16 protein-coding genes are annotated in these 24,636 nt (G+C 60.8%); 5 read left to right on the top strand and 11 right to left on the bottom strand.

Annotation, left to right across the window (positions count from 1 at the left end):
• Positions 1 to 18 precede the first annotated feature (18 nt).
• Positions 19 to 654, bottom strand: a complete 636-nt coding sequence (locus tag Mal15_RS07850; RefSeq protein ID WP_147867251.1) for a peroxiredoxin family protein — start codon at positions 652 to 654, stop codon at positions 19 to 21.
• A gap of 356 nt (positions 655 to 1,010) precedes the next feature.
• Between Mal15_RS07850 and Mal15_RS07845 the strand changes: the two genes are divergently transcribed.
• Positions 1,011 to 1,907 (top strand): hypothetical protein, encoded by an 897-nt coding sequence (locus Mal15_RS07845; protein ID WP_147867250.1) that lies wholly within the window; start codon positions 1,011 to 1,013, stop codon positions 1,905 to 1,907.
• Entirely contained in the window at positions 1,907 to 2,587 is a 681-nt protein-coding gene (locus tag Mal15_RS07840) for a class I SAM-dependent methyltransferase (protein WP_147867249.1), read from the top strand. Before Mal15_RS07845 ends, Mal15_RS07840 begins: the two co-directional genes overlap by 1 nt.
• A 103-nt stretch (positions 2,588 to 2,690) precedes the next feature.
• Here Mal15_RS07840 and Mal15_RS07835 read toward each other — a convergent pair whose 3' ends face one another.
• The 5 genes from Mal15_RS07835 to Mal15_RS07815 all read right to left on the bottom strand — a co-directional run bounded on the left by Mal15_RS07835 (position 2,691) and on the right by Mal15_RS07815 (position 13,844).
• Positions 2,691 to 3,272: a hypothetical protein gene (locus Mal15_RS07835; RefSeq protein ID WP_147867248.1), complete on the bottom strand. Its 582-nt coding sequence runs from the start codon at positions 3,270 to 3,272 to the stop codon at positions 2,691 to 2,693.
• Positions 3,273 to 3,419: 147 nt separating this feature from the next.
• A complete protein-coding gene (locus Mal15_RS07830) occupies positions 3,420 to 6,971 on the bottom strand; it encodes a YhaN family protein (RefSeq protein WP_147867247.1) in 3,552 nt (1,183 codons plus the stop codon).
• Positions 6,968 to 8,284: a metallophosphoesterase family protein gene (locus tag Mal15_RS07825; protein ID WP_147867246.1), complete on the bottom strand. Its 1,317-nt coding sequence runs from the start codon at positions 8,282 to 8,284 to the stop codon at positions 6,968 to 6,970. Before Mal15_RS07825 ends, Mal15_RS07830 begins: the two co-directional genes overlap by 4 nt.
• A 137-nt stretch (positions 8,285 to 8,421) precedes the next feature.
• Complete coding sequence (locus Mal15_RS07820) at positions 8,422 to 10,950, bottom strand: UvrD-helicase domain-containing protein (protein WP_147867245.1); 2,529 nt, start codon at positions 10,948 to 10,950, stop codon at positions 8,422 to 8,424.
• Positions 10,947 to 13,844 carry a PD-(D/E)XK nuclease family protein gene (locus tag Mal15_RS07815; RefSeq protein WP_147867244.1) on the bottom strand — a complete coding sequence of 966 codons (2,898 nt, stop codon included), beginning with the start codon at positions 13,842 to 13,844 and terminating at the stop codon, positions 10,947 to 10,949. Before Mal15_RS07815 ends, Mal15_RS07820 begins: the two co-directional genes overlap by 4 nt.
• Positions 13,845 to 14,277: 433 nt before the next feature.
• Between Mal15_RS07815 and Mal15_RS07810 the strand changes: the two genes are divergently transcribed.
• Positions 14,278 to 16,791 carry a pilus assembly protein N-terminal domain-containing protein gene (locus tag Mal15_RS07810; RefSeq protein ID WP_147867243.1) on the top strand — a complete coding sequence of 838 codons (2,514 nt, stop codon included), beginning with the start codon at positions 14,278 to 14,280 and terminating at the stop codon, positions 16,789 to 16,791.
• Between the two features lie 138 nt (positions 16,792 to 16,929).
• Positions 16,930 to 18,267 (top strand): hypothetical protein, encoded by a 1,338-nt coding sequence (locus Mal15_RS07805; RefSeq protein WP_147867242.1) that lies wholly within the window; start codon positions 16,930 to 16,932, stop codon positions 18,265 to 18,267.
• Between the two features lie 81 nt (positions 18,268 to 18,348).
• Here Mal15_RS07805 and Mal15_RS07800 read toward each other — a convergent pair whose 3' ends face one another.
• A complete protein-coding gene (locus Mal15_RS07800) occupies positions 18,349 to 18,762 on the bottom strand; it encodes a DUF4339 domain-containing protein (RefSeq protein WP_147867241.1) in 414 nt (137 codons plus the stop codon).
• 159 nt (positions 18,763 to 18,921) lie between these two features.
• On the opposite strand from Mal15_RS07800, the gene nrdR reads away from it, so the two are divergent.
• Positions 18,922 to 19,386 carry a transcriptional regulator NrdR gene (gene nrdR, locus Mal15_RS07795; protein ID WP_147867240.1) on the top strand — a complete coding sequence of 155 codons (465 nt, stop codon included), beginning with the start codon at positions 18,922 to 18,924 and terminating at the stop codon, positions 19,384 to 19,386.
• Between the two features lie 208 nt (positions 19,387 to 19,594).
• Here the strand turns inward: nrdR and Mal15_RS07790 are convergent, their stop codons facing one another.
• From Mal15_RS07790 to Mal15_RS07775, 4 genes are all read right to left on the bottom strand, one after another.
• On the bottom strand, positions 19,595 to 20,971 hold the full coding sequence (locus Mal15_RS07790; protein ID WP_147867239.1) for an EF-hand domain-containing protein: 1,377 nt from the start codon (positions 20,969 to 20,971) through the stop codon (positions 19,595 to 19,597).
• A gap of 132 nt (positions 20,972 to 21,103) precedes the next feature.
• The gene (tyrS, locus tag Mal15_RS07785; protein WP_147867238.1) at positions 21,104 to 22,390 is read right to left on the bottom strand and encodes a tyrosine--tRNA ligase; all 1,287 of its coding nucleotides are present in this window, start codon (positions 22,388 to 22,390) and stop codon (positions 21,104 to 21,106) included.
• Positions 22,383 to 23,099: a 2-C-methyl-D-erythritol 4-phosphate cytidylyltransferase gene (gene ispD / locus Mal15_RS07780; RefSeq protein ID WP_147867237.1), complete on the bottom strand. Its 717-nt coding sequence runs from the start codon at positions 23,097 to 23,099 to the stop codon at positions 22,383 to 22,385. Before ispD ends, tyrS begins: the two co-directional genes overlap by 8 nt.
• A 142-nt stretch (positions 23,100 to 23,241) precedes the next feature.
• Positions 23,242 to 24,438, bottom strand: a complete 1,197-nt coding sequence (locus Mal15_RS07775) for a Gfo/Idh/MocA family protein (RefSeq protein ID WP_233903338.1) — start codon at positions 24,436 to 24,438, stop codon at positions 23,242 to 23,244.
• Between the last annotated feature and the right edge of the window lie 198 nt (positions 24,439 to 24,636).

The raw sequence follows: 24,636 nt of genomic DNA, 5'->3' as shown, positions 1-24,636 counted from the left end.
CGAAGTATCGGGGGACATTTATTGATTCAATTGGCCCAATTGCCGAAGCACGGAGTCGACGGTGGGGCGATCGGCGATCGATTCGCCCACGTACGCGAATCGCACGCGTCCTTCGCGATCGATGATGTAAGTTGATGGTTTGGCAAGTTCCGCGCGAATCCCCAATTGGTCGACGCTGGACAAATTGATGTCCAACAGAATCGGATAAGGAACGTCCTGGTTGGGTATCTCGCCCCCTTTGATCCGCTTGGTCAACTCGCCCAGCTTTGGTGCGTCTTCTTCGGTTTCGGTGGGGAAAATGACGACCAACTGAGCGTTGTAGGGTTCCAGCTCATCGAATCGACGCGCCCAACGAGAGGTCTGGGACGCACAGTAGAAACACACGCCGCCGTACCAGCCTCGGGTGATCACCAGCACCAAATAGTCGCGCGTCATCACTTCGGCCAACACCACCTGATTGCCATCCTTGTCGGTGAATCGCAAGTCCGAAAAATCTTCGATCGCAATCGGCTGCGACTCGGTCACCTCTGCAAATCGGATCCCATCGTCCGGCATGCGACTACACCCGCTTGTCGTAAATGCGACAACGACGGCGAGCAATCCGATCGTGAATTTGACTTTACCGAACACCTGAAACCTCAGCTTGCGAACCAACTCTACATTGTAGGGGGTCAGCTAGCTCTGGGCTGGATTTGCGACCCGTGCAGATGGCTTTCAGGCTAAAAAGGGGGATCGGGTGGCGCATTCACACGGCCCCATGGGACCAATCAGTCTTCTGTTTCCCCTCGGTCCGATCTCGCGGGGGTGCCGCGGAAAAGGGGTCAGGTACCAAAAATGCGAAGCCCCCTGCGGGCCATTTGGTTTTTGGTACCTGACCCCTTTTCCGCTCGACAAACGCAACCCGAAAATCTAACGTTGACGGACCGCTAGAATCGTTCAATTTCGAGTGTCATCGCCGCAGCCACGTCCAAGATGCGGATACTTCGTTGAATCATTGAGTCCACGGTCCGTTGACGACTCCACCTGCCCACCACCGCGACACCGTCCCCGCCTGGGCGTGGGCCAACGTGCTTTCGATCGATGCGGTGACCGTTGGGCTGGTCTGGTTGTTCGTGTTCACCGACCAGTTTTGTCATCGATCGCCGGCGGGGTACGAGCTGGCGATCATCGGCCTTTCGATCTGGCTGGTCTACACCGCCGATCGGCTGCTTGACTCGCTCCATCTGGACACGACGCAATCCCATACGATTCGGCACCTCTTTCATTTCCGCCATCGGAAAACGCTAGGCGTGGCGTGGGTTCTGATATTGGTGCTGGACGCCGCACTGATTGTTTCCAATGCAACCGAGCCCCAATTGCGGTGGGGATGTGCAGCGATCGCGGCGGTCCTGGCGTACGTGGCGAGTGTGCAGTTCCTCAAGGATTCGGTGCGTCGGTTTCCCAAGGAATTGCAGGCCGGAATGGTCTTTGCCTTCGGCGTCAGTTTGAACGCCTGGGTCGAAGCCGCGGCCGACGATGTCATGTCCTTGGTCGTATCGGTGGTGATGACCGCGCTGGTGTTCACCGCGAACTGTGTGACCATCGCGGCGCTGGAATGCGACGTGGATCGGGTTCAAAGATTCGACTCGTGGGTCTTGCGGTCGCCACTTGCCGCCCGCGTCTTGCCGATCGCCTTGGGCCTTCACGCGTCGATCGTTTCGGGGCTGGGGCTGGCAGGCATTATTCCTGCGACCATCGCGTTCTGCCTGATCGCCAGTGATGTTTTGCTGATGTCACTGGGGCGAACGCTCAGCACACAAACGTCTTGCGGCAGTGCGGGGGCACGTCCCGGACCATGGGTGACGTTGGCCGATGTTGCCTTGGTCTTCCCCGCCGTCGTGTTCTGTAGCGTCTCCACCGTTTTGTGATGGACCAAAGCGAACTCTCGGTGCGCGGCTACGATCGGCTGGCAAAGGTCTACCGCGGGCTAGAGTTCTGTCTGTTCGGTAACTCGCTCTACCGAGCCCGCGTCGCGCTGGTGGATCAACTTCCTGTGACCGGCCGAGCACTGGTGTTGGGAGATGGGACGGGGCAGGTGCTCCAGCAACTTTGTCTCACTCAACCGAATTGCCAGATCACGACGGTGGACCAGAGTGAGCAAATGTTACGACGCCAACGCAGACGTGTGGAACGTGTCGGCGCATCGGACCGCGTGATGTTTGTGCAAACCGACGCGAGAACGTTTCCAGTGCCGACCGACAAATATGACTTGCTGGTGGCAGCGTTCATTCTGGATTGTTTCACCGAAAGTGAACTTGCGGATTGTCTGCCTCGGTTCTTGGCTGGTCTGCGGCCGCAGGGCATGTTTTATTTCGTCGACTTTGTATGGCCGAAAACCCGTTGGCGGCGCCGGCAAGCCGCAGCGTACCAGTGGTTGATGCACCGGTTCTTTCGATGGCAGACGGGATTGCCGAATCGTCGACTGGTCGACCTGGAATGTGTGTTGGCAGGACAGAATCTGGTCACGCTTCACTCCGCCGACCGTCTGCACCCGATGACTAGCTGCCGAATTTTGAAAGTGGGATGGGATTCCGGAATGTCAGATTGAGGGGCAAAACGATGGAAGGCAGAATGATGGGGGGCAGAATGATGAGAGGGCGGAATGATGGGGGGCAGGATGATTGGGGTGGGAGAGATGAGGGGGTGGGCGGTCATTGGGGGTGCGATTCAAAGCCCTTTTCGGGGACGACCAGGGTTTCATCTTGTTGCATGATGATCCATCCCTCCACTCCAGCGACGACGATCGCACCGACCAGGATGATTGCGACCAGTGACAGGTAACGGCGCGTCCCTCGTTTCGGCCTCTTGGCTCGTTTCTTGCGATCGAGCTTTTCAGCCTTGGAAAGGTCATACCCTGGCTTTTGCTCCGCATGCCGCAATAGATCGCGTGCCGTCTTGCTGGCCGCGTCCGATTCGCGTTGCGATTTGGATTTGCTTTGCCGTCCCATCCGCTGGTCGATCGCATCGCGCAGCGGCGGCAGCATCCAAGTCATCGACAGGATCTTTGACTTCGACCTTGCGTAGCGTTCCATGTCGACCAGCAAGTCGACCAACTCCGCTGGCGCGCCCTTGACGCTCCGAAGGTCCAACGGAATTCGGTGGTCGTGCGAATTGATTTCCCGAACCATTTCGGCCCGAAGCAACTCCACGTCCATCGAGTCATCCTCGGGCCAATGGAGCCGGAAAACCTTTTCGCCTGAAAGCCTGTCCAGCTGTTTGTCTAATCGCGCCATATCCCTCTCATCAAACGCCCCGCTTGCGATGCGTTGACCGGATTTGATCCCTGTGTGGGGAAAATCGTACCGCCTTTCGGAGAAACTGGACTGCGAATTCATCCGTCGTCCCGGAATCTTCAACCAACCGCAACACGAGGTTAACAATCAGGTTGCCAGGCGATGCAGGTGATAGTGTCCCGGATCCAGGGATGATTGAGCCAGATCGATCAGGTGTTGATGGTGGGTGAACAAGATCACCTGTGTCCGCTCGGACAGTTTTGAAAACCGCTTCATGGCCGCGATCGTTCGTTCGTCGTCCAGTTGGATCAAACAGTCGTCGATCACAACGGGAATCGCGTGACCGGCTGACAGTTGGTGTTCCAGCGACGCCAGCCGCATGGCCAGGTAGAGCGCGTCGGCGGTCCCCAGGCTCATCGCATCAACGGGCACCAGGTTTTCCTCCTCGGCCGGCGAGGCGGCGATGCCGAACAACTTTGACCGGCCTTTGTCGTCAAACTCGGGTTTCAATCCGGCGTAACGGCCACAAGTCAATTCTTCGAAGGCCTGGCAGGCGATTTTCAACACCGGGCTTTCATTCTCGCTGCGGTAGTGCTCGATCGATTGTTGCAAAATCATCGATGCGATTCGAAGTTTTGCGTACTGTTGCGACTCGCGTTGGATCGTTCCATAAAGCAATTGCAGATCCTGGTTCAGTTCGGCGGCCCGGTCGTCACCGTCGATTCTGGACAGTTCTTTTTTCAGCGCGCCGACTTGCTGTTCGATCGATGACCAACGTTCATTGAGCGTTTGCAACGATTCTTCCAGATTCTGAATCTCTTGTTCTAATTCGACCAGGTCGTGGGATTCGACCTGCTCGGCAAACTCCTGCACCGCGACGCCGCCGGCGATCAGTGCCAGCTGTTCTTCCGCACGGGCAATCGCCTGGAGGGCCAGACGCTTTTCGGCGGACTTTTGTTCCACGCCGGGCAGGTCGTCGGCATCATCGACACCGGCTTCGCGGCAAAGCTGGGCGAGTTGTCCGGCGGCGGCTTCAAGCACCTGGCTGTCCTCGACAAGCCGGGTTTTGGCCGCCGTCAAGTCCGCCTTGAGTCGATCGATTTGATTCGAGGCGTTCTTGGCCGCTTGCAGACGTTCGTACAATGCCTGGGCAATCTCCACGCTCGGTTGATCCGGTTTGCAATCGAGTCCGACCAGGCTGGCGATCGCGGTGGCACGCTGGGCAAACGAACGACCGTCATCGTCGATCGACCGGATCCGTCCCAAGATGATGTCGCGTTCCCGCGTCTCTTCGAATAGTTTTGCGATCTTTTTCAGCCGCATGCTGATCACGCTGGGGCTGGCCTCTTGATCGGTGGCGAAGGACGCGATGGCCCGCTTCCAATCGGAATCCCATTGTTTCCGTTTGGCCACATTCGATTCATACTTGGCTTCCGCGGCAGGCAGCGCGGCCTGGATTTCGCTCCGTTTGCGACGAATCTGGTCCAGGTTTGCGACCGCGGTGGCAAGTTCGTTGCGCAGTGCGGTGGCACGATCGTGCAGGGTTTCCAGATCGCCGGGGGCGTCGGAAAACCCGGCTGATTCGACATGGCCGGCGGCGACGGGGCGCGTCGACCAAGCGTTTTGCAGCGTGTGCGCCAGGCGCGAGGCATTGCGTCCGATCCGGGACTCGGTCGACTGCAATCGCCCGCGCTGCGTTTCCAGCGAACGGAATTTTTCGACGAACGATTGGTGTTTGGCGATCCAAGTTCGCATCTCGCGGACCTTGCCGGCGGCGACGCCACAACGTTGCCAAAGCTGGTCCCAGCTGCGTGATGCATCGGCGGCCGACACGTCGGCTTGTTCGAGCGCCGATTCGGCGGCGGTGATCTCTTGCTTGATTCGAGCAAGATCTGAGGTCGCCGAAGCGCGCTCGGCCACTTGTTTCTGATGACTTCGAATCGTGTCGACCACGTCATCAGCGGTACGGATCGATTGACGGACCTTGCGTGTGGACGCCTGGAACATTGCTTCATCGCTTCGTGCTTGGTCCAGTTGATCGACCCACTGGTCTCGCGTTTCGCGTGATTGCACCAGTTCTTGTTCGGTCGGCAGCGGCTGGTCGGCCTGCAAACGTTTCAACCGTTCGCCCGCGTCGTGCAACTGTTGCTGCAGATTTGCGAGGGCTTTTTTCGCATCGTCGACGGCGCGGGTCCGATCGGACAGCATTTGGTCGTGATCATCGATCTCCGCCGCGGTCGGCAGCTGCAGACGCGCCGCATCGTCCAGACTGATCGGGCCCAACCGAAGCTCACCGATCAATCGTTCGCATTGTGATTGCAAGTCGCGACAGATCGCCTGCTCTTGATCGGCCTGGTCCAACAGTGCCCCGGGAGGTCCGATTTCCGAAAGCACCGACTCGATCATGCCCGGATCGGCAACGTCGGGGTGACGCTCCAGCTCGTCCTCCAATTCGGCCAGCTGTTTGCGCAGGGCCTGGAGCGATTCCTGAGAATCCCGTTCTTGCTGGCGGAGCATTTCGCAATCCCCGGCGAGCTCGCTGATGCGCACCTGTGCTGCATCGCTGACGTGCAGATCGGCGACCACGGAATCGACGTCGTCGTTGGTCGCATCGTCGGGGATGTCGATGTCAAGGTCACGCAGCAGTTCGCGGAGGTGGCGGTTGCGATTGTTGACCACCCGGTGCAGGTTGGCTTGGTCTTTGGATGCAGCCTGTCGCGCGGCGATCCCTTGGAACAACGCCACAATCTCCGCTTCGTTTTCGATCGTCGCGGGGTCAACCGCACACGATTGAAGTTGCGTCTGGAGCGTCTCGATTTCCTGGCGCAATTGGCCGACCAGACGCTGGTAGGTTTGGCGATTGGCAGCAGCTTCGCGGCGACGTGCGGCAAAGTCCTCGTCAAGGGTGGGCAGCGCCGCAAGCGTTTCCAGTTCCGCCTTGTGCCGTCTCCAAACGGGAACGATCCCATGGGCTTCGCGGAACGCCTTCTGCTTGGCCAGTGACTGCGCCAGCCGTGTTCGCTGGTCGGCCAGCTCCCGTGATTGCTGCTCCGCGTCGGCCAATTGGCGTTTCAGCGATTGATATTCCGCCGGAGGCGACTGCAGCTCTCGGACGACCTTGCGTTTCTCGTCCAATTCACTCAGCAACGCGTTGATGCGTTTTTTGCCGCGTTCGAGGAACAGTTCTTTGCTTTCGGATTCCAGTTCGGCTTGAATCGCCCGCAACCGGCCGACCCCGGCACCGGCGGCGAACAGGATTTCGCCCAGTTCGCCCTTGCTTTCCAAGACCGCTTGTCCGCCGGCGACCAGCTGCTCGTGGGACAGCCCAAAACGATGATGAAAGGCGGCTTCGTCGATGCCGCCGAGCATCTGTTCCAACGCTGCCGGATCGACCGGTGTCTTGTCGTCTTGGGCGTGCAGCTTTGTCTTGCCGTTCTTGCGCCGAATCACGCTCAATCGATTGCCGTCCGAACCGAGTAACGTCGCACCGACACGCAGCTTGGCGTTGGAGTGCAAAAAACTGTCGGTCGTCCGCGTCGGGATGCCGAACAACAACGCACTGATCGCGCGCAAACACGTCGACTTTCCCGATTCATTGGGGCCGTACACCAGATGGAATCGACGGGGACCGGCGGACAGGTCCAAGGCTTCGTCACTGAACAATCCGTACGCTTTGAGATCGAGTCGTTCGATGATCATTTCGTTGCTCCTGATGCATTGGCGGTTGATTCATCCTGTTGAAGTCGTCCGACGACATCCGCGGCGGCGGATTCGACCAATCCCGCGACCCATTGATCATCGCCAAACGGAAACGCCGCCTGGTCATCATCCCCCTTGAGTTCCTTGGGCAGTTTTTTGGTCAGCCCGGCGAGTTCACGCTCGATGTGCGATGCCAGCGACGGATCGTTGCGCAGCCCTTCCAGCACCGATGCCAGGCTTTCCAGTGGGCCGTCGAAATCGAGCGAAACTTTTTGGTCGCTCGGCATCGCCGTTCGGATCTTGACGTCTTCCAGCCAGACCAATTCGTCACCGGCGGCAACACTGATCGCCTGCAATTCCGCTCGAATCCACTCTGCGTTCTGGTGCAGCGAAGCGTGCAATGCCGACTGACCGACCAATCGGACTCGGGCCACCAACAGACGGCCGTCACTGGCATCGATTTGATCCGCGACCCAATGTTGGTAGGCATCAAGGATCTGATCCCGCTCCTGCATTTGACTCACATCGATCCGGCACTCGTGCCAACGCAATACGTCCAGCGGACGAAAGTCGTAGCGGCATTGGTTTCTCGAATCGACTTCGATCAGCACGCAGCCCTTGGCACCTTGCTCGCCGATGTGCCGCCCCTGCAGGTTTCCGCTAAAAACGATCGGTGGGCCGCCTTCGATCCGATGGTCACCGCGAACGTGGATGTGGCCGAGTGCCCAGTAGTCGTACCCCTTGTCGGTCAACTGTGCCGCTGTGCAGGGCGCATAGTGAGCGTGCGTGGTCGCACCTTCCAACCCCGTGTGCAGCATGCCCAGATTGAACATTCCCGCCACCGCGTCGGGATACTTTGCGGCCAGATTGGCCTTTTCGGCACGGCTGCGAAACGATTGGCCGTGAACCGCGACGCCGATGTCCTCCAAATACCTCGACTCCGCTTTGCCGGTTTGCAGGAACAGGTCGCTACCGTCGGGATTCTTGGGCAGCGGCAACGACGCGGTCATCAAATTTGCAGCGTCATGGTTGCCTCGGATGACCAGCACCGGGATTCCGGCGGCAACCAACTTGGCCGCCTCTTTGACAAACGCCAAACCGGTGTTCTGGTCGGGCCAGTCGCCGTCGTACAAATCGCCAGCGATCACGACCAGATCGACGTCTTCATCGACCGCAAGCGCCGTCATGTTCTCGAGCGCACGACGCGACGCGCGACGAATTCGATGCGACGGCGCACTGTCATAACGGTCCAGCTTTTTCAGCGGACTGTCCAAGTGGATGTCCGCCGCGTGAAGGATCTTTCGTGTGGTCAAGGTTGCGTGGGGAATGGGGTGTGGTGTGGGGGGGAAGGGTTTCGGCAGCCTGATTTTCGGGTAGTGGACGAGGCGACGAGTCCATTGGACGTGCGCACTGCGAGGACTCCTCGCGTCGTCCACTACGAGGGTCCGATTCAGCATTTAAACCAATTCGAATCTCCGTCTTCGTACAATAACGTTTCTCCTGCGGTCGGATCGGTATCCACACCCAGTGCGGCGTGGATCAATGCGGCGGGCTTCTTGTCGTCACTCTTGCAAGGTTGGACGATCATGTACAACGCTTGCCGGGCGCGCGTCATCGCGACGTACAACAAGCACAGCGCCTCGGTCATTTTCCCGGCGGCATCACGCCCGAACGCTTTTCGCCAAGGGGAATCAAGGAAGTGCCAGGCTTCACTGGTCAAGAACCTTGATAGCCCGACCGGCGGATCGGTCAACTTGCGTGAATCGGCGATGCACAGCGGAGGTCGCCCGGTCAGACTGCCATCCAGTTCGGGCAGGAAGACCGCGTCGAATTCCAAGCCCTTGGACTGGTGAACCGTCATCACGCGGACGGCAGCCGATTGCGGTCGTTCGACTCGTTTTTCACGCACCATCCGCACAAAGTCTCTCAACCGGTCGGTCGCGTTGGGTTCATACGAAACCGCCAATTGAATCAATTGTTTCAACCGCGTCGTGTCACGCGGGCCACAGACCGGGGCGATCACACCGGCCAGATGTTGAATCGTCCGTGCGATGCCGCGTTCGGTGGCCAGTTCTCGAACATAATCGGCCGACATGCCGTCGACATTCCCCAACGGTGAATGGTCGACGTGGAACTTCCAGCGGCCGTCGGCGGGATGCTCGGCCATCATCAGCGCCGACAGGATCAAGTCGACCGCCGCCGAATCGACCAGCGGGTTACCGCCTTCCTGGCTGACATCGACGTCAAGTTGTTCCAACAGAAAGATCAGCTTCGCGACACCTTTGTTGGTCCGCGTTAAAACACCGATCGAACGCCCCGGCGCCGCGCGGGCCAGATCGGCGATCCGGCGGGCGGCAAGCTCGTAACAGGCCTGGGTCTTTTCCGCGCTGTCGCGGCTATCGATTTTTTCGCACGTTTCCATGCGAACGTAACCGGGCAGCGAGTCTTTGAAGGCGACGTGATCCGGAAACCGCTTGGCGAACCGAACCACCGCGTGGGCTTCATAGGTCGCCTTGTCAGCGTCATGGCCGCCGGTTGCCGCGTCGGCGATGTTGTGTCGCGTGATGTTCTGAAAGACTCGGTTGACCACATCCATGATCACCGGGCTGCTACGGAAACTGGTGTTCTGTTCGACCGACTCAATGCCGTCGATTTCCGCACCGACGGCATCAAAGATCTCTGCCACGCCGCCGCGCCAGCCATAGATCGCTTGCTTGGTGTCACCGACACAGAAAAACGATCTCCTGACCGGCTTTTCCGGATCCGGATCGGGATCGGGATCGACGGTCGCATCGGCGGCACGAAACGCCAGCGGCCGGAGGACTTGCCACTGGGCCGGCGAGGTGTCTTGAAACTCGTCCAACAAAACGTGGTCGATCGCACCGTCCATGCGTCGGCTGATCGACCGGTGATCGACCCGGGAAAACTGGTCGGCCAACCGCACGGCGATGTCGTCAAAGCCGAGCGTGCGCAGGGACTGTTTAAGTTGTGCGACTTGTCCATCATACAACGCCAGCACTTGCCCGGTCGCATCATTCTGGGCGGCCAACAACGACAGGGTGTTGGAGCGGGCCGCGGCGTACAGCGCGCCCAAGGCGTCGTCGATTCCCTCGGGCAACTTGGATCGCCCCAGTTTGGGTTCCTCCCCATCCCGTTTGGCTTTGGCGTAGTTCTTGATCAGCGTTTCGGTCGTCAGCGAATCGAATTGTCGCGATTCCAACAATTCGGCCATCGCATCGAGTTTGGCCCGGACCGTTTTTTGCGGCGGTTGTGACAGTCGCAGCGAGGCGGCGGCGGCGGTCAACGCGGCATCATCGGGCGCGGTCGGGGCGTCCAATTGGGTCCAGGCATTGGGGGCCGTTTGGCGTGCTTGGGTGTAGGTGCCCGAGACGATTTGGATCAATTCACGAACGATCGACCGTTTCGTTTCCCCTTTGCTGAGCATCGAGAGCAAGGTCGCCAATTCGCCGGGTTGCAGCATCGAGACCATCGAATCGACCGCGCGTTCACGCAACCACGCCTCTTCGATTTCATCGGTCAAACGCCACACCGGCGGCAGTTGCAATTCGAACGGAAACGATTTTGCCAGCTGAGTGAACAAGCTGTCCAGCGTGCAGATGCGGACGCGATGAATGGATGCGACCAGCCGCTGCAACAATTGCAAACACATGCTCCGCGGCAACGTCTGCAGCCCGACTTGCCGCCGCAGATCCTCCAGCGCCGCATCGTTTTCGCCGTCGGCCGCTTCGGCCAACGTCAACAGGATCCGTTCCAGAATTTCGCCGGCCGCCTTGCGTGTGAACGTGGTGGCAAGAATTGATTCGGGCGCCGCACCTTGGAATAGGATCTGCAACAGCCGAGCGGTCAATCGGTACGTTTTACCCGTGCCGGCCGAGGCCCGCACCAGTACCGGAGGCAGGCTGCCGTCAAGAAACACGTCACCGGGGGAACGATCGTGGGATGCCACTTCGGTGCTCATTGGTCGTTGTCTCCTTCGCCGACCGACGCGCCGGCCAGCATGCGACTGGCCACACCGGTCTGCAGGATCATCTCGTAATCGTCGTACATCACGCCTTGCTCGTTCGGCGAGAAATCACAGGCGAAGATGCGGCGGACGCATTGATGGATCAGTTCTATGGCCTGCTGCATCAGCGGTTCGCCGAACTCCGCCAGATTGATCTTGGTCTCCTCGGCTTTATCGCTGACGTTGAAATACCCCAGCTGGACCTCTTGCGGTGGCGCGTCGATGCCCAGGAACGGGACCATCATTCGGTACAGCGGCAATTGCAAATCGATCCATTCGAATTCGCCGGTGTCGCGGTTCTTGCGGAGGTGTTTTTTTTCGGGTTTGTGGCCGTGGGTCTTGTAGTCCAGGATCGCCCACTGTCCGGTTTGCACATGCCGGTCGATACGATCAAATCGGCCACGCAGCCCCATCTTTTTTCCGTCCACGGTGATGCCGGCGCCTTTGGATTCTTCCACGCTGGCCTCGGTTGCGTGGATCCGCCACCCTTGATCGATTCGCTTGGCTTGTTCGGCCGCGACGAAACGCAGTCGCTGTTCGGCTTGACGGACTTGCAGCCGCACCGCACTCTCGGCGTGATCGCCATAGTGGTTGGCGGCATAGTCGTGCAGATGGTGGCGCAGCGAATCAAAAATCCGTTTTTCGTCCGCTTCGTCTTTCTCGGCCGACTCGCCGAAGTGTTCCACCGCACCGTGGACCAGATCGCCGAACTGGTTGGCGGCAAGCTCGCGGGCCGAATCATCGACCGGTTTGAGTTGCAAGACGTGCCGCAGGTAGAACCGATAGGGGCATTCCAGGTAGGCCTTGAACGCCGTCACGCTCATCGTTTTCACCGGGCACTCGGTGGTCTGGATTTTGGGGATCGGCAGCTCCGTCGTGTCTCGATCGTTGTCCCAGCGGTGACTGACGTTGACCTTGTGACGCGTTCCACCCAACAGCGTTCGAATGCGACGGGCGACGTCCTCGGTCGGCGACGCGGCCAACAATCGGCTGGGCGGGGTGGGGGAACCGTCGGCGGACCGTTTGCCGACGATCAAACGCACGTCCTTGCGGGTCGACAGCAACAACTGCGTCGCATAGACGTCGCGGGCGTAGCGGCGTTCGTTGTCGGCGATGCCCAACCGCGATCGCAGCGATCCGGGCAAGAACGGATCACTGGTGACCGCCGCAGGAACATAGGGATGATTGAATCCGACCACCACCATGGCCGGGGAATCGTCCAACGCCAGATCCAGCCAGCCGTGAATCTGGATGTCATCCTGGCCCCGCACCTGGCCGACGCGCAAATCCGCCAACCGCGCTGCGATCATCTCCAGCGCCGACGCGGCCGTGACGGGCACGTCCAAGTGGCCGCTCAGTTTCGTGAACCGTGTCAATAGCTCTCGGGCCTTGGACACCGCTTCGGCCGTCAGTCGGCGATCATGGGCAATCGCATCGTCGGTCGAGAATCCGGCATAGATCGAATCGAGCCACTCCAGCAGGCACAAGCACCAATCGGCGATCGGTCGTGTGCGAGTCGACACGGCGGATGTCTGGGAAGGAATCAACGCCGAAAGCCACTCGAGCACGATCGTGCGCAGCTGATCCGCGACGGGGTAGTTCTTCATCGCGGCCGTCGGCAGCGGATCGGCCAGGTTTACCGGCAGATGATTCGCCAACATTTGATCAAGCGGGATCAGGTAGTCTTGCCGCGCGGATTTGCCATCGGACTTCGTTCCCTGTGATGCCGCCAGTCGTGACGTCAGCACGCGATGGACATCGCCGTGCCGGACCAGCGCCGCCAGCGACCGCCAAGTCGGTCTGGCGACCAGGGTGGCGGTCATGGAAACCAATCGCCCCACGGCCGTCGACGCGACGGTCCAACCGACGTGGCGGTAGCTGGGAAATCCGCAACCGTCCAGTTGCATTTCGGTGGCCTCGACGTGGGATTCGTCCGTCACGCCGACCGCAATTTGACCGATCGGATGGGACGCGGCAAACTCCGTCACCGCCTCGCTGACCGCAGTCGCTTGATCGGCGATATCGCCGGCGGGGACCAGGTGTTGATCGGCCAGCGGCAATTGCAGCTTGGCAAACGCATCGGTCCGCAGACATCCCAAATCGTCAAACCACGACGCCTTGTCGCTGGGGGCAGCGATGTAGGCCACAAGGTCACCGTCGACCGCGTTGATCACGTTGGCCACCGAGGGGTTCAAATCGCTGGTGCCGATCAAAGCGATCCGACGATCCGAGCGGATGGTTTTGCGTTCGATCGCCCGCCTTCGTTGCTGGTGCGGATCGCTGATGCCGGCCGTCGCGAGTTCGCTAAGATAAATTCCGTAGAGTTCTTGCAGCAATTTCCAGCGTTGTTTTTCGTCGTCACGGTCACTGGCCACCACCACGTCCGTGAAACTCACATCATGGGCCGCCAGATCCGCCGTCAAACGCCGCAGCGTGCCGGCGAGTTCCAACCACGGCCCGATCGCGTCGGTTTCCGGCAATACGGGCAACAACGGTCGCAGTGACCGGGCGTCCCACTGGCGCAACACTCGCGCCCAGGCCAACGTTTGCTCGAATTCAATCGCGATCGGTTTCTCGGGTTCATACAAGGCCTCGGCCAGGTCTCCCGCCGTCAGGATCCGGGGCGCGGTGTAATCCAGCCCTTGGGATTCCGCGGCGCTGCGGAGCAATTGGCCGAAGCGCAACGACGATTGGGCCGTCGGCAGCACACAGATCCAACCGCTGAAATCCGAGGTCGCGTTTTCCGCGGCGGAATCGATCAAGGTCCCCGCCACCTGGGGCAGCAGCGGCCGATCCCAGCCGACAAACTCACGCCGGCACCCCCGCGTGGGAAAAAGATCATCTGACACGGCCAAGCATCCCCCCCTTTTGAAAATCCGTTTCGGCTAGTGCTTTGTCAGCATTTTATTTTCGGGTTGCGTTTGTCGAGCGGAAAAGGGGTCAGGTACCCCAAGTTTAAAAGTTGCCCCGCACTAGCCTTGCTGCGTTGTTGTCGAGCATCGCTGTGACACGTTTGGTCCAATCCTATCGATTCACAGCGTTTGATGTGACCCGTGGCGGAGCACAACCGGCGTATCAACCGCGACAAACGATTCCAGCGTTACAGCCGTTGGAGCCCCGAGAATCGTTAATGTCGCGCCAACACGCATCCGATACGTAAACCAACGGACATTCAGCGCGCGATCGCTGTGTGCCGTCGGTGTGCCGAGGGGGGCACATCCTTTCGATGAACCGGATGACGGTTCATTGGGGCCGAAAACAACGGGACGATAGGAACGCGGCATGCGTGGAATTAACGCGAAATCAACAGGCCAGAACGCCGACCCATCAAGACGCATCGCAAAGCGTGCGGTTTTGCTGGCGGTGCTGGTCGCAACGGGCTCATCCGCCGGCGCGCAGCAACCGCGCGGTGCGATGATTCAATCGCGTTATTTCAATCAAACCGCCGGCACGCCGCAATTGGTCCGTCAGGGCGCCGAGAGCGCCTCGGGGATGTCGGTAGGCGTGGTGCAGTCCAATCCGTTCTTTGCATCCGACCAGCCCGCAAGCGCCGCCAACTCCAGCGACCCGCGTGTCGTCACCGACCGCGTCGACATGCCCAGCGACCTGGCGGGCCGTCCGGTCGGACGGGTGCGTCAGAATCCCAATTTTCAGCCGAGCGGTGTGAGCGATCAGCCGTTGATCGCGCTGGACAGCATCGACGCCCATGCCACGCAGGTCGAGGCGTTTGATCGGTTCAGCCAAGAGGCTGCCGGTGTCTCAAACGCACCGCAAAACCAAACGCAGCCGCCAAGCCAATCGGCGCGGGGAAGTCTCGCGGTCGCTGCGCCATCGACCTCGCCGGCACCGCTGGCGATCCCCACAGGCGCCGCAACCCCGATCAGTTCCGCACCGATCGGTTCCGCGCCGGCCGCAATGGCAGCCGAACCGACACGCTGGGCCAGCCGCGGCCAAGCCGTTCCCATCGGTGTCGCCGCGGAACAATCCTCGCGCGTCATTCCGGTGACCGATGCCCGCGATCACCAGACGACGATCCAGGAAACCCAACCGATCTTCTTCACGTTGTCCGACGACACGGCTGAAGACGACGATGCGTTCACCAGTGATTTTCAGGCTCCGGCCGAAGCAGCCGAAGCTGACCCCGTCGATCCGTCCCCGGCCGACGACGCTGGCGAAGCACCCTCCGCGTCTCACTCAACCGCATCGGCGGCTTCAGAACCAATCGCGCAAGGCCCCATCTCGGACACGGCAAAACCTGACGCCCCCGAAAGCGAGGACGCCTCGTCGCCCCCGTCTGCTCCACCGGCAAGCAAACCCGACTCGGCCCCGGTCGCGATCGGCACACCGGTGAAGCTCGCCCCGGCCGTCAACTTTCTCCCCGAGGCTCTGGCACCGATCGATGCAGGCAACGCCCAACCGTCTGCCGACGAAATCGAGGCGGTTTCCGAGGCCGACCGAAATAGCGATGACGAAATCGACGCGCTGGTCGTCAGCAACCGCGCACGCGCTCGACTGTTGAAGGTGCCTTCGCAGCAACAAGCCCAACCGGTGCTGCAAAAAGTCCAACCGGCGCCTCAGCCCCTACCTCAGCCCACCGCGACCGCAGAGCAATCAACACAGGATCCGGTCTCGCAGATCGCGGTCAATCGACATCCCAAAGCGGTCGCGATCGCGACGCCGCCGGTCGACCTTCAGTTCTCCGATCACGACGCCGCGGTCGTGCAGTCGGCGATTGATCCGATTCGGTTCAACGAAGCGGCGAAGACGGATCCCGCGGAACAGGATCAACAATGGCCGACCACAAACGCCCAGTCCAACAGTGCCGCAATGTCCGGTGACGTCCAACAGGACACGTTGGTCGTGAAGGCACCTGCGACCGCGGGCGGGCAACCACACGGGCCGTCGGATGTCCGATCGGCGGAACCTGACACGCACGATGCGATGCCAGCGATTTCCAGGCGTCAGCCCGTCGCCACCCGGACGGTGCTGGGCAAAACGGACGCCGAACGGACGCAACGCCAGGCGACAACCGGTCGCGTCGGATCGCATGCGATCGTGACCTCGGAAGCACCCGGCATCGAACAGATCGGCACCGATGAAGCCCCGTTGATCGCCGCACCGGTGGCAGTCAATCCGTCGCAAGCGGCGTCGCGTGCCGCGGCCGAGAAGGGGCGTCCATCGATCGCGAGGGCCGATTCCGGTCTCCCCGCCCGACTCGCTTCATCACGATCCAACCTGCGACGACAAAGCATCGATCCGGAACAGAAACGGATTGACGTGACGGTCCCTGACCCGCGGGCGTCACAGACGCACGGCGGCCCGGGGTCGCCATCCGGTGACCAACACCAGGCGGTCGTCTTGCAACTGCGGCGTGCCCAGGTCCGGTCGATGACGATCGGCGGTCGCGTTCGACGATTCACGATCGAAGACAAGGACGTTTGCCAGGCATTCGCGTCGGGGGCCAATCAAATCAAGCTGATCGGCACGGGAACGGGGCAAACCCAAATGACGATCTGGGCCGACGTCGTCGATGGCCAACCGACGCGGAAACAGACCTTCCAGATCCAGGTCAGCGAGGGTGTCGACGCGATCGGTGAAAAAGTCGCCGCCCACACCGAGTTGCTGAATGATTCGATCGACAAGGCGTTTCCCACCGCCAGCGTCGTCGTGTCGCTCCGCGGCGGAGAACTGGTCGTCGCAGGCCGTTGCGATGATGAGGAAACGGCAAAGCAAATCGTTCGCATGGTACGCAAAAGTTGTCTGGTCCCGGTCCAAGACAATTTGAAAGTTCGATGATCCAAGCGGGATGGTCTGTCGCTGTTCCGGTAACGGGACCGACACATCAGACGCGATTCAACCTGATTCAGAAACGTCACACTAACCACTGATTCATCGCGGAACTGTTCCGCAGCGATTTAGTCAACGAGGTTCGACATGAACAGCCCTCTGATCCACTCCGTCCTCCGGCGTCACGCCGCAAGGGTTCTGGCGATCGCCGCGGCCGCCACGATCGCTGTGGGCGGCGCGACCGCCTCGGCGCAAACCGGATTAGTGGGCACGCTCGGTGCCGGCCAGCCGACGCCCTCCGAGGCGACCGCCGGCTATCCGGCCGGCGCGGCCGCGATGTTCACCCCCGGAACCAAGATCCTCTCCGCCTCGGACGTGCCCACCGCGGCGGACGTCCGCCCCGGCCGACTCGCCCCCGGATCGATCGCCCACGCCGTCGGCGGCGACTTCGCCTCGGCCGACTCCGCTGGCGTCGCTCAAGTCGGATACGCCTGCCAAAGCTGCATGCAGCATTCCTGCAACGGAGCCTGCGGCGGCTATGGCATGTCTGGCTACGGCGGTCAAAGCATGGCCTGCGGCGTCCCCTGTGATCCCTACTACTACGTGATCGTCGAAGCGATGTACATGGAACGCAACGGCGAGGACGGGTTCAGTTTGACCCAAAACGAACGCATGGATGATTTCGGTTTCGAATGGATGCCCCGCATCACGTTCGGGACGCTGCCCAATTGCGTCAACGGATACGAGTTCACTTTCACCGGACCGACCGAGTGGAATCGCAGCCTGCGGGTCGTCGACACGAACTCGCCGGGCAACATCGATTCATTCCTGTTCGATGGTGATGGTCCGCCGACCACCGCCAATCCACACCCGCAAAACTTTGACGGCTCGTTCCTGGATCCCTTTCAAGATGCCAACCTGCAAACGCAGTTCTACAACACCGAGTACTGGAGCGCGGAGCTGAACAAGACGATCGTCGGCTGGGACGTTGCCAAAGTGCTGTTCGGCGGTCGATTGATCCGCGTCGAAGAAGACTTCGGGTACGCGTCACAAAAAGACATCTTTGCGTCCTCCGCCGATCTGACGGCCGGCACCGAGAACACGATGGTCGGCCTTCAACTCGGACTCGACCTGCTCAATCCGCTGACGCAGAACCTTTACACCGATCTGCGAGCCCGGATCGGCGTCCACTACAACTTTGCGGATTCCGAAATCCGGCTTCGCAATCAAGGCACCACGGTGCTCAGCACCAGCCGCGACGACGACGACTTCTGCGGCGTCTTTGATGTCGGCTTGGCGCTGAGGTATCAGCTGGGAGAAATCCTGTCGATCCGCGGCGGCGGCGAAGTCCTGTACATCACCAACACCGCTCTGGTCCCCGGTCAAATCGACGCCGCCGTCACCAACGCCTTGGGCAGCCGCATCGACATGAACGACGGCTTGCTGTTCTACGGCGGAACGTTTGGTATCGAACTGCGATACTGATCCGATCACGACGATTCACCCAGTAGCCGCCCGGTTCTCCTCGCGACGAGCAAACACTCGATCGCGGGGAGGATCTCGCGGCTATTTTTTTGATCTGCCGCTGACCTTCTTCTGCAACCAGTTCTGCACGCTCTGACGCTCCTCCTTGTGCTCTTCCGCCTCCCCGCTCAACGCGATGTTGGCCGTCATCTTTTCCGGTTTGATCTCGCGCGCTTCCCCACGCCCGATGTCACGCAGACATCGCGGGCAGGTCCGTGGCGGCTGGTCGATCCGCAGTCCGCACGCCGGGCAATAATACTGGATCTCTTGACGGACCGCGGCTTCGAACAAACCGCCGACGTCGCTGGCAGGAAACCATGCCGAGTCATTCTTGCGCAACCGCGTCTCCGGTTTGATCTCGCCCTTGCGGACCATTGCCAACAATTCGCTCGGACGCAACGGTCCCACTTCCGTTTGAACGTTGCCTTCCATTCGTTGTAAAAACCAAGCCGTCACGGTTTGAATCGCTCCCTAGAAAGCCCCCGGTTCGCTGGAATCCAAACAGTCTAGCAGATACGTGGCTCCGGCGACAAAAAAGGGCGCGGTCTTGCGTTTTTCCGCCATTTGGCCAGATAATAGAAATTTGACCTCCTGCCTTGCTCCGACTGGTCGCCCATGCGCTGCCCATTTTGCCATCTTGATGAAGACCGCGTCCTCGACACCAGGACGGCCGAAGGCGGTTACATGATCCGCCGCAAGCGGGTCTGCACCAATTGCAACCGCCGGTTCGCGACGGTCGAAAAAATTGAGCAACTGACGTTGCGCGTCGTCAAACGCGACCAGACCCGTGAACCCCTGGATCGCGAAAAAATTCGACGCGGCATCGAACGCGCCTGCAGCAAACGGTCCGTCCCCAGCGACAAGATCGAGCAGATCGTCCAAAGCATCGAGACGGAGATCTACCAGGAATACGAGACCGAAATTCCGGCCAAGGAGGTCGGCGAGATCGTCATGGCGCATCTGTCCCGCTTGGACGAAGTCGCCTACATCCGCTTTGCCAGCGTCTACCAGGAATTCCATTCCGCCGAAGACTTTATCAATGAAGTCACCCGGCTGAGCAAACGCCCGATCCGGACCTGAGGAGATGCGGGCGGGGCTGTCGGGTCTAGTCACAACCGAAGCAATCGTGAGCCGATGGCGCTAGCCACGGGCCCCCAAAGGCAAGGTTGTCACCGCTGGGCCCGCGGCTAGCGCCGTCGGCTCATTAAACCAACAGGCCGGCGAGCCAGTGGCCCGCGCTGGCGGTGGAGTTGAGTCACGGCCGCTCGCTCATGCGTCCCGCTGGCAGTTACTTGCGTGACCGCGACTGCATCCACCAGGCGTATTCGTTGACGGTGATGGTTCCGTCGCGATTGGCGTCGGCGTCGGCCGGGCTCATCAGCATCTTCTTCCATTCGCTGGCGACCAACTTCTTGTCGTTGTTTTCGTCGTAGCGGCCGATGATGCGTTCGGCATAGCTGATCATCTTGTCGTCCGGCGTGCCGATCTCGCCTGCCGGGGCGGAGCTGCTTCCGGAGGAAGACGACGCGGTGGAGGCCATGGTGGTCGCGGCGGAGGAACTGGCGCCCCGCTCGACCGCTCGGATCGCTTCGTCAGCGGTGATCACGCCGTCGCGGTTGAGATCTGATTGGAAAAATTCGCCGACCGTCTGGTCATCCCATTTACTGGCGAATTCCGCCATTTCGACCTGGCCGTCGTTGTTGGCGTCCTTATCGGTAAAGAACCCCGGCAAACCTTCGGGCAATCGCTTGTCACCGGTGATGCGATAGGACTTGCGACCGCCGTAGACGTCCGGCGGTTCGACATCGCCGCTGCGATCACTGTCGCGGCGCCGATTGCGGTCGTCATCGCGACGATCTTCCGAGGACTCGCGGCGGCGGGCGTAACGAACGGCCAATTCGCCGTCGGTCAATCGCCCGTCCTTGTTGCGGTCGAAATCCATCGGGTTGCCGGAGAAGCGACTGGAAAGCTCGTCCTTCTGCAGCACGCCGTCGCGGTTGCGGTCGTAGCGACGAATCGTTTCGGCGGCTTGTCGACGGTCCTCATCGGTCACCACCACGTCCATCATTTCCGCGGCCGGACCGAATCCGGCCAGCATCGGCGGAGGGGCGTCGGTGCCGAAACCCGGAACCAGCAGCTCGGGGGTCAGCGAATCGTCGCCGGAACCACCGCGGCCGCGAGACGAGTCGCCTCCGCCACGCTGCTCTTGCATCTTCTGAAAGGACTCCGTGACTCGTTTGATCGAAATCGGCTGGCCCGGTTTGATGCTCGGGTCGGTCGACTGCAAACGCTGGATCAGAAACTGCGCGGGGCCTTCCTGTTCGTCCGGGTCGATGGTCCCGTTGCCGTTTCGGTCCAGGCGGCTGAGAAAGCTGCTGGGGTCGAATCCGCCACGCGAACCGCCGCCACGGCCACCGCGGTCGCCACCGCCGCGATCACCGCCGCCGAACGGGCTGCCGCCGGGGCCGCCGCGAAAACCGCCTCCGCCGGGGGGGCCACCGCCCGGGAATCCGCCACCGGGGCCGCCACGGAAACCGCCGCCTCCCCGATCTCCGCCGCCGCGATCACCCCGGTCACCGCCACCGCGCTGGGCGGATGCCGGCGAGGGGGCCAGCAGGAAGAAAACACAGCAAACCGCGAAAACTGAAGTTTTTAGAGTGCTCATGGTGATGAAACCTCGGGCGGAGACGAAGGTTTCGTCAGTCTAGCTGATCCAGGCGGATTCGCCTAAAGAAAGATCGGCCGCTCGCTGACACGTCCCGCTGGCATGCGATGCCAGCACAGATTCAACGGACCACTAGTGCGAGAACCGCAGCAGCGCGTAATTCTTCCTGCCTTTACGGAGCACCATCACGGTTTCGCTGGCCAAGTCGGACTCGACCAAATGGCGGTTCATGTCGGTGACGCGTTGATTATTGATGTACGCACCACCATCTTTGATCGCCCGCCGCGCCTCACCGCCGCTCTTGGCCAGCCCGGCTTGCTGGAATGCTTCAACGACCCACAACCCTTCGCCGGACAACGCCTCGCGGGCCATCTCCTGGCTGGGCACGTCGGCAAAGATCTCGTTCAGCATCGCGTCGTCCATCGCTTCGATCTCGCCGCCGAACAGGGTTTTGCTGGCCTTGAGCGCGGAATTCAATCCCTCGTCACCGTGGACGAACTGCGTCATCCACTCGGCCAATCGTTTTTGGGCCGTGTTGCGTCCCGGATCCGACGCGGTCACTTCCGCCAGCGCGTCGTATTCTACACGCTCGATTTCGGTCAGATAGGCGATGCATTTCATTACGTCGTCATCGCTGACGTTCAACCAGTACTGGTAGAACGCGTAGGGGCTGGTGCGATTCCGGTCCAGCCAAACGGCGCCGCTTTCGGTTTTGCCCATCTTGCGGCCGTCACTGGTCGTCAATAGCGGGGCGGTCATCCCGAAGACCTGCTTGCCCAGCATCCGTCGGGCCAGATCGATGCCGGCGGTCACGTTGCCCCACTGGTCGCTGCCGCCGGCCTGGATCAGACAGCCGTGCTCGCGACACAGGTAGACGAAGTCATAGGCCTGCAACAGCATGTAGCTGAATTCGGTGTAGCTGAGGCCGGCTTCGCTGCCCAGCCGGGCCCGGACGGATTCCTTGCCCATCATCGTGCCGACGGGAAAGTTCTTTCCGACGTCGCGCAAGAATTCCAGGTAGCTGTAGCCTTTCATCCAATCAAAGTTGTTCAACAGCAGCGCCGCATGGTCGCCTTCGAAGGAAAGGAACTGCCGCATTTGGGCTTCGACGCCGGCGATGTTGGCTTGCAATTGTTCGGCCGACAGCAGGTTGCGTTCTTCGCTTTTGCCGGTCGGGTCGCCGATCATCCCCGTCGCACCGCCGACCAAGGCGATCGGGCGGTGTCCGGCTTGCTGGAACCGCCGCAGCAACATCAGCTGCATCATTGACCCAACGTGCAGGCTGGTCGCAGTGGGGTCAAATCCGATGTAGATCGTCTGGGGCTGCGAATCGAGCAGCTTCTTCAGGCCCTGTTCGTCGGTGACTTGGTGGATCAAGCCGCGCCAACGCAGTTCTTCGATCAGGTCTTTTTCAGGCATGATGGGATTCGATTTGAGTTTTCAGGATCGCCTCGGCGACGACCAAGTCATTGGGATGGGTGATTTTTAAATTGTCCGGCGCCCCCTGAACCAGCGCCACGTCGACTCCGATCCGCGTGACCAGTTCGGCGTCGTCGGTTGCCGGCCGGCCGCGGTGTTTGGCGTAAGCGCGTTGCAAGACGTCCAGTGCAAAGACCTGTGGCGTCTGGGCCAGCCAGAGGGTACTGCGGTCCACCGTCCGGCACGACACCCCCGCGTCGAGCGACTGTTTGACGGTCGCGGTCACGGGCGCGGCCAGGATCGCCGCACCGGTCTGGTCGGCCTTGGCGAACACGGCGTCCAAGTCATCGCGGCGGACCAACGGACGGGCCGCATCGTGGATCGCGATCAAGCCGACCGAACCGTCCTCGGCGACATGACTTAGACCCGACAGCACGCTCTCGGTTCGCTCCGCACCGCCGGCGACCAATTCGATCCCCAATTTCCGGACGTGATCGGCAAAGTCGCCTTCGAATCGCGGCCGGTCCTGGTCCGAAACCGGCATCACGATCCGCGACACCCTCGGGTGAACTCGCAAACGCCGGGCGGCGACGATCCAGATCGGCTCGCCGGCAAGAGCCGCGAACAGCTTATTCTCTTCGCGACCGAATCGCCGGCCACTGCCGGCGGCGGGCAAGATGACTGCAACGTTTTTTGGGGAATTTGACATCAGGGTTTCTTCACGCAAATGGACAGTCGCCGTCCTCTCCGAGGTCGGCGCGGGCTCAGCTCCGCTTTGACGCGCTCGCCGAGTTCGGAGAACACGGCGACTCTCCGAACCCATCGGCTACCCGAAAACCCGGCCACACGCATTAACGCCGCGCCGCTTCGTGCCGCAGCGGTACCCAGGCGGCATCCTGACCACTGCTGGCGACGCACTGTTGGATAAAGTACATGCCTTCGACGCCGTCATAACAATTCGTATAGATCGAATCGCGGCCGTCAAACGGTTGCCCCGCGGCCCGCTTGACCATGTCATCAAAGGCCCCGATGTAAATGTTGGCGAACGCTTCGAAGAAGGCTTCGGGGTGTCCGGCGGGCAAACGGCACACGCCGGCGCCCATGCGGTCCTGGTACTCCGGTTCGGGCGGCGGAACCAAGATCTGGTGTGCTTTTCCGTTGCGGCGGAAGGACATTTCGTTGGGGTTCTCTTGGTGCCAGGTCAACGAGCCCTTGGTGCCATCGATTTCGATTTCCAAACCGCAATGGCGTCCGTGGCTGATCTGCGACGCGGTCACGGTTCCCAGGGCACCGTTTTCATAGCGGATCACCGCGGTGCCGTAATCGTCCAACCGTCGTCCGGGCACGTAGGTCTTGAGGTGGCAACTGATTTGTTCGGGCAACAACCCGGTCATGAAGCGGCCCAGGTTATAGGCGTGGGTGCCGATGTCACCGAACGCCCCGGCCGCACCGCTTTTGGTCGGATCGGTCCGCCAGGCGGCCTGTTTCTGATCGTCCGATTCGATCGAATCACGCAGCCAGCCTTGGATGTACCGAGATCGGATCGCGTTGATTTCACCCAGCTCTCCGGCCAGCACCATCGCGCGTGCCTGACGGACGAGAGGGTAACCGGTGTAGTTGTGCGACAGCGCGAAAACGACGTCGCTGTTTTGGACCGTTTCGAGAAGCTGTTCGGCTTGGGCAAGGTCGTACGTCATCGGTTTGTCGCAGACGACGTTGAACCCCGCTTTGACGGCTGCTTGAGCGACTTCAAAGTGGACGTGGTTGGGCGTGGCGATGCTGACGAAATCGATCCGCTGGTCTTCGGGCAAGGCCAGTTCCGATTCGATCAACTCCTGATAGCTGGTGTAGGCGCGTGAGTCTTCGATCCCGTAGTCCGGGGCCGATGACTTGGCCCGCTCGGGGTTGCTCGAGAGTGCCCCGGCGGTCAAGACGGCGCGATTGTCCAAGCAGGCGGCGATCGAATGGACCCGACCGATGAACGAGCCTTGTCCGCCGCCGACGAGCGCCATGCGGAGTTTTCGATTCAGGGGTTCATTGATGCCCATAGGGATTTTGTTGACCTCGGTGATGCAAACAGGGACAATTTTTCGTCGTGGGATTGAAATCTCGCGTGGCCCGCAATCGTAAAGACACGTCGGCTGGCCTACAATTCCCCGTCTCTCGCGTCCCAGAAACGCGGACCCCGGAGCGCGGGTTCACTTTTCGATCACCGCCTGTCCCCCCATCCTTGCCGCACGGAGCAG

It is taken from the genome of Stieleria maiorica (assembly GCF_008035925.1).
Classification (GTDB): domain Bacteria; phylum Planctomycetota; class Planctomycetia; order Pirellulales; family Pirellulaceae; genus Stieleria; species Stieleria maiorica.
The sequence above is the reverse complement of the archived record's forward strand: the minus strand, read 5'-3'. Positions and strand labels throughout refer to the sequence as shown.

Coding starts and splice junctions, on each gene's coding strand:
- Mal15_RS07835 (WP_147867248.1), bottom strand. CDS start 3,272: ATGGCGCGATTAGACAAACAGCTGGACAGGCTTTCAGGCGAAAAGGTT.
- Mal15_RS07830 (WP_147867247.1), bottom strand. CDS start 6,971: ATGATCATCGAACGACTCGATCTCAAAGCGTACGGATTGTTCAGTGAC.
- Mal15_RS07805 (WP_147867242.1), top strand. CDS start 16,930: ATGAACAGCCCTCTGATCCACTCCGTCCTCCGGCGTCACGCCGCAAGG.
- tyrS (WP_147867238.1), bottom strand. CDS start 22,390: ATGCCTGAAAAAGACCTGATCGAAGAACTGCGTTGGCGCGGCTTGATC.
- Mal15_RS07775 (WP_233903338.1), bottom strand. CDS start 24,438: ATGGGCATCAATGAACCCCTGAATCGAAAACTCCGCATGGCGCTCGTC.
- Mal15_RS07810 (WP_147867243.1), top strand. CDS start 14,278: ATGCGTGGAATTAACGCGAAATCAACAGGCCAGAACGCCGACCCATCA.
- Mal15_RS07840 (WP_147867249.1), top strand. CDS start 1,907: ATGGACCAAAGCGAACTCTCGGTGCGCGGCTACGATCGGCTGGCAAAG.
- ispD (WP_147867237.1), bottom strand. CDS start 23,099: ATGTCAAATTCCCCAAAAAACGTTGCAGTCATCTTGCCCGCCGCCGGC.
- nrdR (WP_147867240.1), top strand. CDS start 18,922: ATGCGCTGCCCATTTTGCCATCTTGATGAAGACCGCGTCCTCGACACC.
- Mal15_RS07790 (WP_147867239.1), bottom strand. CDS start 20,971: ATGAGCACTCTAAAAACTTCAGTTTTCGCGGTTTGCTGTGTTTTCTTC.
- Mal15_RS07820 (WP_147867245.1), bottom strand. CDS start 10,950: ATGAGCACCGAAGTGGCATCCCACGATCGTTCCCCCGGTGACGTGTTT.